At 60.9% G+C, this 14,069-nt stretch carries 18 protein-coding genes and 1 pseudogene; 11 read left to right on the top strand and 8 right to left on the bottom strand.

Features of this window, described 5'->3' with window-relative positions:
• The first annotated feature begins 113 nt into the window (after positions 1-113).
• Positions 114-1,058, top strand: coding sequence for a glutathione S-transferase family protein (locus AB1555_06615; GenBank protein ID MEW6246366.1), 945 nt, complete (start codon positions 114-116; stop codon positions 1,056-1,058).
• 160 nt (positions 1,059-1,218) lie between these two features.
• Here the strand turns inward: AB1555_06615 and dinB are convergent, their stop codons facing one another.
• Positions 1,219-2,412 carry a DNA polymerase IV gene (dinB, locus tag AB1555_06610; GenBank protein ID MEW6246365.1) on the bottom strand — a complete coding sequence of 398 codons (1,194 nt, stop codon included), beginning with the start codon at positions 2,410-2,412 and terminating at the stop codon, positions 1,219-1,221.
• Positions 2,413-2,623: 211 nt separating this feature from the next.
• Here dinB and AB1555_06605 point away from each other — a divergent pair, with 211 nt between their 5' ends.
• From AB1555_06605 to AB1555_06595, 3 genes and pseudogenes are all read left to right on the top strand, one after another.
• Positions 2,624-2,809 (top strand): hypothetical protein, encoded by a 186-nt coding sequence (locus AB1555_06605; protein ID MEW6246364.1) that lies wholly within the window; start codon positions 2,624-2,626, stop codon positions 2,807-2,809.
• 305 nt (positions 2,810-3,114) lie between these two features.
• Positions 3,115-3,615: a hypothetical protein gene (locus AB1555_06600; protein ID MEW6246363.1), complete on the top strand. Its 501-nt coding sequence runs from the start codon at positions 3,115-3,117 to the stop codon at positions 3,613-3,615.
• Between the two features lie 118 nt (positions 3,616-3,733).
• A pseudogene (locus tag AB1555_06595) lies at positions 3,734-3,946 on the top strand (type II toxin-antitoxin system HicB family antitoxin).
• 545 nt (positions 3,947-4,491) lie between these two features.
• Here the strand turns inward: AB1555_06595 and AB1555_06590 are convergent.
• The 7 genes from AB1555_06590 to AB1555_06560 all read right to left on the bottom strand — a co-directional run bounded on the left by AB1555_06590 (position 4,492) and on the right by AB1555_06560 (position 8,621).
• On the bottom strand, positions 4,492-5,418 hold the full coding sequence (locus tag AB1555_06590) for a radical SAM protein (GenBank protein ID MEW6246362.1): 927 nt from the start codon (positions 5,416-5,418) through the stop codon (positions 4,492-4,494).
• Between the two features lie 256 nt (positions 5,419-5,674).
• A complete protein-coding gene (locus tag AB1555_06585; protein ID MEW6246361.1) occupies positions 5,675-5,986 on the bottom strand; it encodes a hypothetical protein in 312 nt (103 codons plus the stop codon).
• Between the two features lie 292 nt (positions 5,987-6,278).
• Complete coding sequence (locus AB1555_06580; GenBank protein ID MEW6246360.1) at positions 6,279-6,824, bottom strand: hypothetical protein; 546 nt, start codon at positions 6,822-6,824, stop codon at positions 6,279-6,281.
• 196 nt (positions 6,825-7,020) lie between these two features.
• Positions 7,021-7,539 (bottom strand): Hsp20/alpha crystallin family protein, encoded by a 519-nt coding sequence (locus AB1555_06575; GenBank protein ID MEW6246359.1) that lies wholly within the window; start codon positions 7,537-7,539, stop codon positions 7,021-7,023.
• A gap of 38 nt (positions 7,540-7,577) precedes the next feature.
• Positions 7,578-7,736, bottom strand: a complete 159-nt coding sequence (locus tag AB1555_06570) for a hypothetical protein (GenBank protein MEW6246358.1) — start codon at positions 7,734-7,736, stop codon at positions 7,578-7,580.
• 10 nt (positions 7,737-7,746) lie between these two features.
• Positions 7,747-8,184, bottom strand: a complete 438-nt coding sequence (locus tag AB1555_06565; GenBank protein MEW6246357.1) for a CBS domain-containing protein — start codon at positions 8,182-8,184, stop codon at positions 7,747-7,749.
• The gene (locus AB1555_06560; protein MEW6246356.1) at positions 8,181-8,621 is read right to left on the bottom strand and encodes a CBS domain-containing protein; all 441 of its coding nucleotides are present in this window, start codon (positions 8,619-8,621) and stop codon (positions 8,181-8,183) included. Before AB1555_06560 ends, AB1555_06565 begins: the two co-directional genes overlap by 4 nt.
• 440 nt (positions 8,622-9,061) lie before the next feature.
• Between AB1555_06560 and AB1555_06555 the strand changes: the two genes are divergently transcribed.
• From AB1555_06555 to AB1555_06525, 7 genes are all read left to right on the top strand, one after another.
• Positions 9,062-9,751, top strand: coding sequence for a LuxR C-terminal-related transcriptional regulator (locus tag AB1555_06555; protein MEW6246355.1), 690 nt, complete (start codon positions 9,062-9,064; stop codon positions 9,749-9,751).
• A gap of 157 nt (positions 9,752-9,908) precedes the next feature.
• Positions 9,909-10,352 (top strand): hypothetical protein, encoded by a 444-nt coding sequence (locus AB1555_06550; protein ID MEW6246354.1) that lies wholly within the window; start codon positions 9,909-9,911, stop codon positions 10,350-10,352.
• Positions 10,353-10,468: 116 nt separating this feature from the next.
• Positions 10,469-10,912, top strand: coding sequence for a hypothetical protein (locus AB1555_06545; GenBank protein MEW6246353.1), 444 nt, complete (start codon positions 10,469-10,471; stop codon positions 10,910-10,912).
• Between the two features lie 84 nt (positions 10,913-10,996).
• The gene (locus AB1555_06540) at positions 10,997-11,929 is read left to right on the top strand and encodes a hypothetical protein (GenBank protein MEW6246352.1); all 933 of its coding nucleotides are present in this window, start codon (positions 10,997-10,999) and stop codon (positions 11,927-11,929) included.
• Positions 11,930-12,095: 166 nt separating this feature from the next.
• Positions 12,096-12,467, top strand: coding sequence for a hypothetical protein (locus AB1555_06535; protein MEW6246351.1), 372 nt, complete (start codon positions 12,096-12,098; stop codon positions 12,465-12,467).
• A 256-nt stretch (positions 12,468-12,723) separates the two neighbouring features.
• Entirely contained in the window at positions 12,724-13,161 is a 438-nt protein-coding gene (locus AB1555_06530) for a CBS domain-containing protein (protein MEW6246350.1), read from the top strand.
• A gap of 324 nt (positions 13,162-13,485) precedes the next feature.
• Positions 13,486-13,971: a YbaK/EbsC family protein gene (locus tag AB1555_06525; protein MEW6246349.1), complete on the top strand. Its 486-nt coding sequence runs from the start codon at positions 13,486-13,488 to the stop codon at positions 13,969-13,971.
• The last annotated feature ends 98 nt before the right edge of the window (positions 13,972-14,069 follow it).

Below are 14,069 nucleotides of genomic sequence, written 5' to 3'. Positions count from 1 at the left end.
ATGCCGGACCGCAGCCTCGCACCACATGAAGTTAGCGGTTGATTGCGGCTCCGACTCCAAGGTACTGTTCACGACCGGCCGGCGGAGACAGAACAGAAGCGGCAACCCGTGGCATGACGGTGAAAGCGCAATTTCCGGACGAGCAAACCGCCGAGGGCGAATTCAAACGGCAAGAGGACGCGTTTCGCGGTTGGGTGACGGCGGACGGCAGTTCCGGCTACCCGGCGGTTCGCGGGCGCTACCATCTCTATGTGTCGTGGGCCTGCCCCTGGGCGCACCGCACGATCATCGTGCGGAAGCTCAAGAAACTGGAAGACGTGATCGGGATGACCGCGGTGGACCCGATCCGCGACGACCGCGGATGGGCGTTTCGGGACGGGCCGGGCCATTCGACCGACCCGGTCAACGGGTTCCGCTTTCTGAGCGAGGCCTACCTGGCGACCGACCCGAATTATCGCGGACGGGTCACGGTGCCCGTGCTGTGGGATAACGAGACCAAGCGCATTGTCAGCAACTCCGACGACGACCTCATGCGCATGTTCAACAGCGAGTTCGACCGGTTCACCGACAGCACGATCGACTTGTATCCGAAAGGGTTACGGAAGGACATCGACGATCTCAACGCCTTCATCTATGAGAACGTGAACGACGGAGTCTATCGCGCGGGGTTCGCCACGTCGCAGCGAGTCTACGAGCGGGCCGTACGGCGCCTGTTCGACGCGCTCGATCAGCTCGAGGCGCGCTTGCGGGATCGGCGTTATCTCTTCGGATCGCGGTTCGTCGAGACGGACTGGCGCTTGTTCGTCACGCTCGTCCGGTTCGACGCGGTGTACCACGGACACTTCAAGTGCAACATCCGGCGGATCATGGATTACCCTAACCTATTGGGCTACCTGAAAGACCTGTACCACCACGACGGGATCGCCGAGACGGTGAACTTCGATCACATCAAGCGGCACTACTACGTCACCCACGACGACATCAACCCCACGCGCATCGTGCCCCTCGGTCCCGACCAGGACCTTCACGCCCCGCACGGGCGGGAGCGGCTCGGATAAGCAGAGCGCACCTCACAACAGTCACCATGAGCCTTCGGCTCACCCTGCTGGATGAAAATGCGGGTGGCGCCGACCTGGGTGCCCGGCCGCGCGCAGCGGGGTCCCTACACCGGGCGGGGTGCGAGCACGGACGGGCTGGTCGGTGACAGGACCCGCATTTTCAAACCAACCCTCCGACACTCTCCCCGCCGGACGACCGGTCCAATTTCTCCACCCGGACCCCGAGGAGCCGGATGAGCTTGCCTTTGGGATTCTCGCGCGCATCCAAGAACGGCAGGAGAAGCTTCAACGCCTCCAGCTCGAGGACCTTGGCGGAGCCGGTCGGCTCCCGCAGGGTGTGGGAGCGCGACACCGTCTCGAAATCGGCAAAGCGCACGGTGAGGACGACTGTCCGAAATCGCACGTCCCCTTCCTCCGCCAGACGGGCCGCCACACCTTGGCACATCGCCTTGAGCCGGTCGCCCAGGACCGTGGGGTCGAACGTGTCCCGCTCGAACGTTTCCTGCTCCCCAATCGACTTGGGCTCATAGAACTCCTCGATCGGCGAGTCATCCCGCCCTCGCGCCTTCTCATAGAGATCGATCCCACGCTTGCCGAACAGCTCGTGGAGGTCCTCCGGCGAGTAGCGCCTGAGATCCTTCACCAACCTGATACCCCGTTTGGCCAACCACTCTTCCGTCTTCGGACCGATGCCCGGAATCGCGCGCACAGGTAACGGAGCCAAAAACTTTTCGGCTTCATCCTCTCTCACGATGGTCAACCCGTCCGGCTTCCTGAGGCCTGACGCGATCTTGGCAACCAGCTTATTCGGCCCGATGCCAATCGAAGCGGTGAGCCCCTCCTCGACCCGAATGGCCTCTTTGATCCGGCGGCACAGGGCTTCGGCTTGTTCATACGAGCCCGTGAAACTCAGATCCAGATAGGCTTCATCGATGCTGGCCTGTTCGAGGTGTGTCACAAACCGCCGGAGGATTTCCATAATCCGATGGGACACCTGCGCATACTTCCGCATATCGACCCGCAGGAACACGACAGCCGGCTCTCCCCGCTTTCTGGCTGCTTCGGACAACCGCCAGGCGCGGGAGATCGGGAGCGCGGAATGGATCCCATACTCGCGGGCCTTATAGTTCGCGGTCGAGACCACGCCGCGTCCCTGGCCCTGCTTCGGATCGGCGCCGACAACCAATGGCACCCCGCGCAGGGCGGGATTGTCCCGCTCTTCAATCGCTGCGAAGAATGCGTCCATATCCAAGTGAGCCACGATTCTCGGCATGGTCAGCCCCCACTGTTGCCCCAGCGTACCATCCAAGGTCTTACCGCGGCCACCGAAGCCGGACAGCATGGCCGTCAGCATTCTGGGGCATTTTGCCATTTCACTGTCGGCTGCATGTGGCCTGTTTCCCCCCTCTCCGTCTCTTTGAAACCATGTTGGATCGCAACTCCTTGATGGTTCAGGAAGAGCGCTCCGCCATCAGAATTCGCTCTCACAGTGGCAAAGGAGTTGCTTATCGGATAGGATGGGTACAGACAGAACACTGCCGATAGGGTCACGAGGAACAGGGAACATGGCGCCGAATCAGAACCGCACACTCAGTTTTGACGAGAAGAAAGCCGCCGAAGCCGCCTTTCGAGGCCTGCCGATCGACTCGAGCTGGTCGGAGAGCGCCCAGGCGATCTACTACGGCATTGTCGCACACACCCAGGGCCGAAATATCGTAGACGAGGCGGAGCTCGAAGGCGTCCTGTCATAAGCCGATACCTGCGATCGACATCGTCTCAAACCCTCCATCACAGACCGCCGCCACGTCCGCTCTTTCCAACACAAAGCTTTCGGCCGTAACCCCGTCGCATTGTTGGCACAACCGGTCACACCTCTACCTCCCCTTGCCGCTCCTTGCGAAGGAGGGGTTAAGCTGACAGCTATTTGCTATTCGCTACTCGTTATTAGCTCCTCTCAATGCAATGGAGGGGCCTGTTCTAGCACCCGGACGCGTGGTACGTTATAGATGAGCCGGCAAGAAGGGAGGAACCTACGGAACGTCCCACGAGGACTCTTATGGAATCCTCTCAGAATGGGCGACGGCGCTGGGCTGTCTTGCTTGCGTGGGGAGTGGGGACAGGGGTTCTCCTCTCCGCATTCCCGGCAGGGGCGACCGACGCGGAAGTGCCCTGGGAATGCTCAGGGTACACGGGAGAGGCGCAGGCGCGCTGCGTCCGAACCTTGATCGAAATCCAGGGCGAGAAGATTGCGAAGCTGGAAGGCCAACTGAAGGCGCAACAAGACACGGTCGCCCAACTGAAAGAACAGGTTGACCGTCAAACGGCGGCCGCCAGCCAGGAACGCCAATCCGCGCCCCCTCCCGTGACCGTCGCACCGGTCATCCCATATGCCTACCCATATTGGTATGCATACTCCTATGGGTATCCCTCGGTAGGCTTCTCGCTGTACTTGGGCAGCCCGTGGATCTACGGCCCACCGTACTTCGGCCCCAGCTTCAACTTCTACCGGGGTCCACGGTTGTTCGGGCATCGCGGCTACTGGGACCACCGCTGGTAACTTTCCCCCGCGTGAGGCGTTCCTCGTGAAGCGTGAAGCGATTGACAAGTGTGGGGAGCACGGGGAGCGTCTGGCTGTATCTTCGAGCAAGCTGGATGGAAGAAGTGAGGGAAAGACTATCCGCTACAACGTCGTGATCGAAAAGGCACGATCAAACTATGCCGCGTACGTGTCCGATTTGCCCGGTTGCGTGGCGACAGGCGCCACCGTCGAGGAAACCGAGAAACTCATTCGCAAGGCCATTGACTTTCACCTGGAAGGATGACGAGCCGACGGTTTATCAATTCCCCCACCCAGCAGTCGGGTCGAAGACATCGACGTCTCTGCCTAGCGCCGCATCGTCAAAGTTCGTCTACGTCAGGAGGTCTTGCCCTATCCCCAACAATCGCATCAATGTTCCCGGCCCCGTTTGATTCCATCACTGGTGTGGCTGGCATGCGCGCCCGGCGGAGGATGTTGCAAAGTCAGGGACGGAACCGCAGAAATGTGCCGGGGCTCATTCCCGTATACGCTTCACAAGGGAGGCGGCTTCGCGCAACGCTTCCGCGAGCGTTGGACCGGAAGATGCACGGAGATCATCGCGAACGTGCTTGTGATGGCGTGAAAAGGGGTCGCGTGAAAAGGGGTCGATGGCGTGAAAAGGGGTCGGGAGTCTTTGTTCGTGCGTGCATCCTCGGATACAGGGACTGCAGCGGAAGAGCGTAATCGCTGGAACAAGAGAGCGTAGTTCTTTGGTTCCCCCGACAATGTCTCCTGTTCCACTGAGTCGGAACGTGAGGGCCAAGAAAGACTCCCGACCCCTTTTCTCCGGCACGACCCCTTTTCTCCGGCACGCCTCCCTTAATTCCGGAGCAGGCCGAGTTCACCATCCCGTCTTTATTCCTCGTGCAGCCGCCACAGGCCGGCTTCGCGCGCCAGGCGCATGGCTTCGTCCACTTCGCTGTACATGACCACGCGGTTCAACTGCGGATGGCGGGTCGCTTTGGCGGCCGGGTGGTACTGGTCCATGACGTTGACGTACGTGTCCCGGGAGATCTCCTCGGCCAGGAACCGCATCACTTCGGCCGTCCCGGCGAGATTGTTCGGCAGCACGAGATGGCGGACCAGGAGACCCCGCACCGCCAGTCCTTCGTCGTCCAACACTAGGTCGCCGACCTGCCGATGCATCTCCTTGATTGCGGCCTGCGCCGCCTGCGGGTAGTCAGGCACCTTGGACAATCGGCGGCCGACGTCGACGTCGGCATATTTCAGATCGGGCATGTAGATGTCCACGATACCGTCCAGCAGTCTGAGCATGTCCACGTCGTCGTAGGCGCTGGTGTTGTACACGACAGGGAGTCGCAGGCCGCGCTGGGCCGCGACGAGCAAGCCTTCCAGAATCTGCGGGACCTGATGCGAGGGGCTGACGAGGTTGATGTTGTGGCAGCCTTGCTCCTGCAAGTCGAGCATAAGGCCGGCCAACGCCTCCGGTTCCAGCTCTTCCCCGTTCGGTTGGTGGCTGATGTCGAAGTTCTGGCAATAGACGCAGCGGAGATTGCAGCTCGCGAAAAAGATCGTGCCCGAGCCGTACCAGCCGCGAATCGGAAATTCCTCGCCATGGTGCGGTCCTGCGCTCGCGACCAGCGCTTTGGCCCCGACCAGGCAGGTTCCCAATTCCCCCTCGAACCGGTTGACCTCGCAATGGCGCGGACACACCCGGCAGGACGCGAGCCGCGCCCTTGCCTGCTCGACGCGATCGTACAGTCCGCCGCTCCGCAACAGCGCTCGATAGCCGGCTTGCTGTCTGGTTCCTACATAGGGCATGGGAGCTTCACCCTCACCTTGCCTCTCCCACCAATCTTGCGGAGAGAGGACGGGGATGACGGAGGTCAATCGAAGATGAAGACAAGCTACTGTGCAACAGGAATGGTGTCAACTCGGTCTTGCCGGTGTCGGCGGGTGGGCTTTTCTCGTAACAACGAGCCTTATCTCTGCTGATAAGTCACAGGTGGCCTCTGGAGGTCGGGACGAGTGAGCACCCGGCAGCTATTCGCTGTTGGCTGTTTGCCATTCGCTCTTCTTACGGGAGCGTCTGCCAGCCGCCGTCGGCCCAGATGTACGTGGCTTTCTCGGGATCTTGAGCCGGACGCTGGGCCGGCACGAAACGGCATCCGGTCTGCCTATAGAGTTGCTCGGCCTTGTGGGCCATCAACAGGGCGAGAGACATATCGGGGTGAGCCGCTTGAACGATGACCGGCACCACAATCTCTCCGTTCAACCTGCGGAACACGCGCGGCTCATCAATTATCGGCGCCGTTCCGTTCTTTTCTTCTTTGATCAACTGAGCCAAGCGATCCAGCGCCGCTCGCTCAATGCCATCCAAGTCAATCATCGCAACGTTCCTCGTCGGTTCGGCGTTCATCGCCGGATCGGTTGAACGCACTTAACCGGCATTATTCCTGAACGCTTCTGCTGCAAACGCGGATACGTTGTTCCGACAGGCGTGCTCGCCACTCAGTCAGTCAACATACTGTTGCAAGTATGCTTCCCTCCTTCGCGGCTGCGCTTGGGGGTACCCATTGCTCTTCTTGCTGCAATGGGTCTAGCACAACGCGTCTGCCGGGTACCCGTTGCTCTTTCGGTGCAACGGGTGCAGCGCGACGAACCGTCATGAATAATGCGGGTTAAAACAGCGGATGTGGCGCGTGGCCGAAGCGCGGTGTCTCCGGCCCAGCGCCGGCGTTGCCGATGATCCGCCACACGCCGTCTTCCTTCACCAGGTAATGGGTTTCCTCAAACCAGCTGTCGACGGTGACCTTTTGGCCGGTCTCGTTCGACAGGCCCCAGAGGACCCCGGTACATTTGACCTCGGCCCGTATCTCGCCGTCCATATGCACGGTCTTGATTTCCGTGAAGAGATGCCGCGAATGGAGCTTATGATGGTATTCGAAGATCTCTTCCCAGATACGACGCGCATCCGACTTCCGCAGCCCATGATAGTTGTACCGTTTCGAGTACAGCGCCATCACGCCGTCGAGATCGCGCGCTTGAACCGCCGCCTCGGCCTTATCGAACACTGCCACTAGGTCCTTCACAACCTGCTCCTCCGCCTGAGCCTCGGACCCGAGCATGAGATCCACCTCGGCCGCCGCCTGTCCGGCGATCATCAGAGCCAGGCCACATGCCAGCCCGGCGCCCCGTCGCAGCATCCAAGGCCCGCTTCCGATCATGCTATTCCTCCTCCACTTCACGCGCTTCCTTCAGTGACTTGGTGATCGTCTTGAAACGATCCCACGGCATGGCAAGCCAGGTTTCCGCCGTCACATGCCCGAGGGATCGGACGAGTCATGCGACCGTGGTGGCCGCTTCGTTGTCCGTGGCCTCGAAAATGTCGAAAGCGTCCAGGGCCCGAGAACCGTAGACGGTTCAATCGATCTTTACGGTGATCGCCTTTCTCTTGGCCTCTTCCGTCTTGGGCAGGTGAATCTCCAGCACCCCTTCCTTGAGCGACGCCTTGATCTCCTCGGGTTTCACCTCGCACGGCAACGCCACGCTCCGGACGAAGGCTCCGTAAGACCGTTCCCGGCGGCGATAATCCTGTTCCTTGACTTCTTTCTCCTCTTTCTTTTCTCCCTTGATGGTCAAGGTTTCGCCCGAGAGTGTGACTTCAATGTCCTCCTTGACCATGCCCGGCACATCGGCCTTGACCACGACCTCATCCTTCCCCTCATAGACATCGATCGAGGGCGCTCGCAGCGGGACCAGCGATTCGGGCCACCAGCGCTCCGGCCTGAATAGACTCGGGAACGGGTGTCGCCAGAACTCTTCAGCCATGCGATCGAACCACCGGTCGATGTCTTCCCATCTGGGGACAAGCTCGGCCGGCCGCTTGGGAACCAGCGCCTTCGACTCCTTCTCTTTCTTCGCCATTTCTTTCTTTGCCATCGCGATCCCTCCTTCTCTCTCCTCGGGTGAACAGACGATCACCCGTTTCGACCTTGATCCTCGGCTTGTCTCGCTTCTTCCCGCAGCAGCGCTTTTGCTTCCGTGCGACTGTAGCCTCGTGCGCCTTTTTTGGTGCTGTGCGGCTTTGTCGGCTTGGCCTTGAGCCTGATCGGGAGTTTTATCCGACGTTTCTTCATGAGCTTCGAGTCAGGACCAGTACTGGCAGGCCTTCGCATAACCGAACAGCAGGTCCCGCCTGGCCACGAGCCCCACGAGTTTTTTGTCCCGTACCACCGGGAGCCGAGTGACATACCGATCCTGGAAAAGATTGGCGATCTGGACCAAATTCATGTCCTCGGTCACGGAGAGGACCTGCCGAGTCATAATGTCCGCCGCCGAGATTTTCCGCAAATCCCTCCCCTCGATCACCGCCTGGAGCACGTCATACTCGCTCACCAACCCGACCAGCGTCCGGTCTTCTTCTACAACGGGCAGGCTGCCGAAGTTCCACTTGGTCATGATGCGGACGATCGACAGGACATCCGTACGGGGCGTGCAGGTGAATAGCGCGTCCTGCATGAGTTGCGCCGCCGTTAGGGTTGCCGGATCGCACGCCCAATCGATGAATTCGCTCTTGCGCATCATGCCCCCTTTGCCGAAGCGCGCGTGGCGGACCCGTCGCTCAGATAGGCGCGCAGCACGTCCCGCCGGGCCACGATGCCGATCAGCTTGTCGTGGACATCGACGACCGGCACGCGGATCAGGCCGCTGGCGCGCAGCACGTGGACCAACGTCGCGATGTCCATCTCCGGACGAACCGAGTACGGATTGCGCGCCATCACGTCCTGCGCCGTCACCTCGCTCCACTTCTGCTTCCGGTCGAGCGAAACCAGCAGGTCGTGCTCGCTCACGATGCCGATCAACCGCTTTTGGTCATCCACGACCGGCACGGCGCCGAACCCTTCGATCATCATCGAGGCGATGACATCGGCTTTCGTCTGCGGGTGCGCCACTTGGACCTGCGTCTCCATGACTTGGGCAACCATGAGCCGGTGAAACCCCGAGGGTTTGTCGTCCTGCATCTCATTCCTCCATCGATGACCACGGCTCTAGGAACGGCTCCAGCCTGCTTGATCGCGAGCCGGTGCCCTCCCCTTCTTCACGACCGATCTGACTACAAGATACATGCCGTCGGGTGTCGCTCTGCTATCCCTTTGCCGATTTCCAAGAGTTCGGCTTTCTCGCAGGCGTTCGGGATCCCAGCGACAGGTTTGCTTTCCCAACATCCACTTATTCTTTGTCGCGTTCCGCCACAGAGTCCGTTCGATCGCCTGTCCCAGGACTCCCCATCCTCGCCAAACGCCAATAGCTGGTAGCCAACACCGAACAGCCGTCCGGGCTTGGTTCAGGCAATGAGGACCGAAGAAATTAAGGGAATTATGGGCCAGCGAGTCGCGAGACCCGTCATCTTCTTGAGGTGGCACTATCCTTGCTCACCCACAGCTAGTGGTGAGGGCTGCCCATGAAGCTGCTTACCGCCATGCTCGAACGGGCGGCCGATGCGGCGATGGTGGTCGATGAGCGTGGCACGATCATCTATTGGAATCGAGCCGCCGAGCGTCTGCTGGGGTTCCGCGCCCGGGACGTCGTCGGGCGCCCGTGCCATGAAGTCCTCTGCGGCACGGCACCGGGCGGTCATCCCCTCTGCTCGCCCACCTGCGCGATCGGCGCCCAACTGGCCCGGGGCGGCGCAGTCCGCCATTTCGATATGCGGACCCAGACCAAAGCCGGCCGCCGCGTGTGGATCAACGTCAGTTCGTTTCCGGTGCCGACTCGCAAAAGGTCACGCTTCCTGCGCGCACATCTGTTCCGCGACATCACCGCCCTTGCCAAGGTGCGCCGGCTCGTGAACGAGCTCCACATGGTCGTGTCTGCTCCGGTGGAACAGGCGCGCCATGAGCTCAACCCGGCCGCCGCCTCGCCGCGGTCCGAGTCCGCGGAGATTCCACAGACGCTGTCCTTGAGCGAACGCGAGAGAGAGGTGCTGCGGCATCTGGCGGCCGGCCACACCACTCGGCAGATCGCCGATGTGCTGTGTATCAGCACGGCGACCGTGCGGAACCACATCCAGCATATCCTCGCCAAGCTCGGCGCCCACACCCGTCTGGAGGCCCTCGCGATCGCCTACCATCCCGGATCACCGCCCGCCTGAGACTCGACGGCGAACCACTCACCGTTTACTGACTTCATGGTGCAACTGCTCCGGCCGGCAAAATGATGCACCCGGCTCATTGTTCGCCGGATGCCCGCGCGCTAACTTTTAAATAGAAATGGGGATCGTGGAAACCAGAGAAGCTGGAGCAAAATCCATGTTCCGACAACGCTCATACCTGCCGCTCCTCGCCGTGTCAGCCGTGGGCGCAGTTGTGTTCGTCGCGCTGCTCCTGCTGCCGAAATCGATCCATGTGACGCCTGAAGCCGACGCATGGGTCGTTCTTCTTAGGAGTTTTGTGCTGAACGAAAAGGCGCTGAAGCAGCCGGCCGACGCCTTTGAGCCGTACCTGGGCCAACTGGAGCTCGTGCGCAACCTCGTCCGATCAGGCGATCGACTTGGAGCTTACACGGCCATGAACCGATTCATGGACATGTTGGAAGCGCGGGAGGGCGGGATCAGCGACGAAGCGGCGGAGGCGATCTGGGATTATTGCTACCAGGTGACGCCGGCCAACTACCACGATGTGAGCCGGCATCAGCGGGCCGATTGGAAGCGGTTGGAGAAACTTCAATCTTACGGCGAACCTCCGATGTCGTAAGCCTACGGAGCGGCCGCCAGGGGCGACGGATCAAGAGAGGGTTCTTCCGGCTTCGTCCGGTTCCTGTGCACCGACAGAGGTTCTCAAGAAGACCGCAGGAAAGGAGGTGAATGACGATGACACACAGACTCAATCATAAGTGGTTCACTGTCGCCTTGGCATGCGCGTTGGCGTTTATACCGCTGATCGCGGAGGCCGCATCGGACACGTGGATCGACGAGATCACGGCGCTGGTGCGCGACCATCAGGAGCTGGCGAAATTCGAAGCCCGGGAGCGGGCGTATGACCCCTATCTCGGCCAACTCGCCCTGGTGCGGATGGCCTTCAACCGAGGCGACGAGAAAGGCACGTACGCGGCCATGAACACGCTCATGGACATGCTGGATAAGGATCCCAAAGGGATTGGGATTCCCACCTGGTCCGCGAAAGAGATCTTCGACTTCTGCGGGAAGGTGACGCCAAACAAGTTCCATGATTATGCGCGGCACAACCCGGAACTGTCGAAGGGCGGGTTTGACTATTGGAACGACAACGTCATCGACTTCGGCGGCGGCGGATGAGGCTGCCCGGCAGAAGCCGCAACGGCTCGCACCCTTGAACCGGACGAAGCCGCAGAAGGAAGAGAGAGAAAGTGAGGTGTGGCGATGAGATGTTGGGATCACATCGACATGGCCGTGATGGCGGGAGCGATCACGACCGTCGGCAGCGCCGTCGTCCTGATGGCCTACCTGGGACTTGATCGAGGTCCGCTGACGCAGCCCGCGCCTCCGGTCCAGGATCGATGGCTTGAAGAGACACTGAGTCAGGCGATCAACGAGGCCGTGGTCACCCCGGCACGGGTCACGGAAGAACGCGAACGGACCCAGGTGGCCCTTGGGGATGCGATCAAGAGGCTGACCCAGGTCAAGGTGGCCACTGAAACGTTCGTGCCGAACCTGGCCAAAGACGTGGCTCGGGGTGCTCTGGCCCGGCGGGAGTTCCTGGAGAGTGTGTTCAAGCTCCCGTCGGATTGGAAAAGCCAGGAGTTCTTCGCGATGAGGAGCGCAAGTGATGCGATGGCGCAGGAAGCGCTTGGGCGTCGGATTGTGAGCGGGGCGCGGACTCTGTTCGACGACATGGCGAAGGCGGAGGTGAACTACGGGCAGGCTGTGGTGGCTGCAGTGCTCGCGATGGATCGGGCGGCCAAGGAACCGGCTGCGTCTACCGCGACCTTGCTCGCGGCCTCGACCGTGATGAGCGAACTGGCCAAGCGGGTCCCGGCCGTACCTGAGCCCATCGTGACGCGGGAGCCGGGCTGGGGCTTCGGCTCAATCGGTGACGGCACGGTCCTGCCGATTCTGATGGCTGCTGCGGCGCTCTGTGTGTTGGCCGCGGCTGGCATGGGCCTGCGAGAGCGCGGCCCGTCCGTCCGAACGATCACGATGCTGTGCGACGAACACAAGCGGGACGTGACGGTGGAGATGCTGGTCAGCGACGACACGCCGTACGAGGTCGTCCGGTGCTCCGCCTTCAACGGAGGCCCCGTGACCTGCGACAAGCATTGCGTGCTGTGGCCGACCGCGCGGGCGGTGGCATGACGACCTTTCCCGCCAGGAACCGAGGCGGCCGGCAGTGATGTTCTCTCCCACCTGCAGCGCCGGCCGTCTCGGTGACCGAACTGACGGTTTTCGGGGGAACGCGAGGTGACGGATGAGACAAGATCTTTCGAGGCACGTTGCCGGGTCAGTTACCGCTCTTCTTCTCGTGGCGGTGGTGGTATGGGCTCTCGCCGTCGAGCGCGCGTTCGGCGGTTCTCCCGTAGGCGTCGAGCATGCGTGGATCGCGACGATGGCCCGCGCGGTTTTGATGGCGCAGGCCACCGAGGGCGAGAGCGGCGCGTCGAAGTATGCCCCGTACTTGAAGAAACTTCAGGCCGTCATGGGCGCATTGGAGCGAGGTGACGATCGAGCTGCCTATGCCGCCATGAATCGGTTCATGGATATGCTGGAGGCCCGTGAGCACGGCATCGCCCCTGACCTGGCCGATTGGCTGCTCGACTATTGCTATCTGGTGACGCCGGCCAAGTACCACGACGTGTCGCGCCACACTCGGAAGATCGCGCGGCCCTCTCCCTGATCTGAAGTTCGGGACCCTCGTTCCCGTGGCATTTTAGGGCAGCGCATCATGGGCCGCCTGCCCCTTTTTGCTACGACGCGAAGCCGGCCGGCCGACGCGCTCTCGTCTCCTCCCACTCTAAGCCGCGCAGAAGTCAGGCTGTTTCTTCTCTCTTCAACGTAGGTTCGAAGCAGGTATCCCCTTTGCCTCAAGAAGAGGTGTGGAGGTCTGAGGATCAGACGTAACGTCGCAGAGAAGGCCGGGGAAGGGAGGCGTTATGAGAGGGGTGGAATTTATGGCAAGGGCCTGCGATCCTAAGACGTTGACCGTCCGGCAGCTCATGGAAGATGCGGTCGTGACCGTGAGTCCCCAAACCACAGGACTGGCCATCGCCGAGATTCTGAGCGAGCGGAATTTCGGGAGCGTCCCCGTCGTCGAGCAAGACCGGACCCTGGTGGGCCTGGTGAGCGAGTTTGACCTCCTGCGGGTCATGGATGAGGACCGGGATCTGCGGCAGGTCACGGCGGCTGACATCATGACCCGCAAGGTGGTGAGCGTCGCGGAAGACATGCCGGTCAAGGAACTGATCCAACTGCTGCAAGACCGGTTCTTGATCCGGGTGCCGGTCGTGAACGGCAATAAGCTGGTAGGGATCGTGGCGCGGCGGGATATCGTCTTCGGATACGTCAAGGCGTTGGCCCATTACTGGCCGTAACACACATGCTGAGAGCCAATAGCAAATAGCGAGTAGCCCATAACCAGACGAAGAGGGCCTGCGCCTTGAATCATTGGCTATTAGCCCTGATCCGAAAATATTTGTCTCGGCAAAAATGCCTTTCTCCGCTTCCCGAAAGGCTCCTCTGCCTCCCGCGGGAGGGAGAGGAGCCAGGTGAGGGTGGTGTCCGAGAAGAACCCCCTCACCGCAGCCTCTCCCCCAATAGGGGCGAGGAGAATAGAAGGCTCAAGGTCGGAAAGAATTTCGGATCAGGGTTAGCTATTCGCCATAGGTTCCTCCAAGCAATGCAGAAGGGAGGTCGTCATGACTATCCTACCCAGATTGAAAGAGTTTCTGGACAAGAACCAGGTTCGCTACGACGTGTTGGGCCATCAGGAAGCCTATACTGCGCCGGAGATCGCGCACGCGTTGCACGTGTCGGGAAAGATGCTCGCCAAGGTCGTGATCGTCAAAGCGGACGAGCGGTTCGTGATGACGGTGCTTCCGTCTCACTGGAGAATTGATTTCGATCGCCTCAAAGCAGCGCTGGGAGCCAGTGACGTGCGCTTGGCCACCGAGGATGAATTCAAAGGGCTGTTCCCCGACTGTGAAATCGGGACGATGCCGCCGTTCGGCAACCTGTACGACATCAAGGTGTACGTCGACCGGTCGCTCACCGAGGATGAAAAAATCGTCTTTCAGGCCGGTACTCACTTCGGAGCGGTCAAGCTCCGGTACCAGGACTTCGCCGACTTGGTTCAACCCACGGTCGCGGAGTTCCATCAAGCGCCGACGAAGATCGCGAGTTAGGTCGGATTAGTCTATCTGGTCGGGCCGGCCAACCAGATGAACCCAATAAACCAGATAGACCGAATAGACCAGACTGACGCGAAGGAGCGGTGCGCAAG

The organism is Nitrospirota bacterium (assembly GCA_040755395.1).
Classification (GTDB): Bacteria; Nitrospirota; Nitrospiria; order Nitrospirales; family Nitrospiraceae; genus DATLZU01.
Note: the sequence above shows the minus strand (reverse complement) of the source record. Positions and strands in the feature narration are given on the sequence as shown.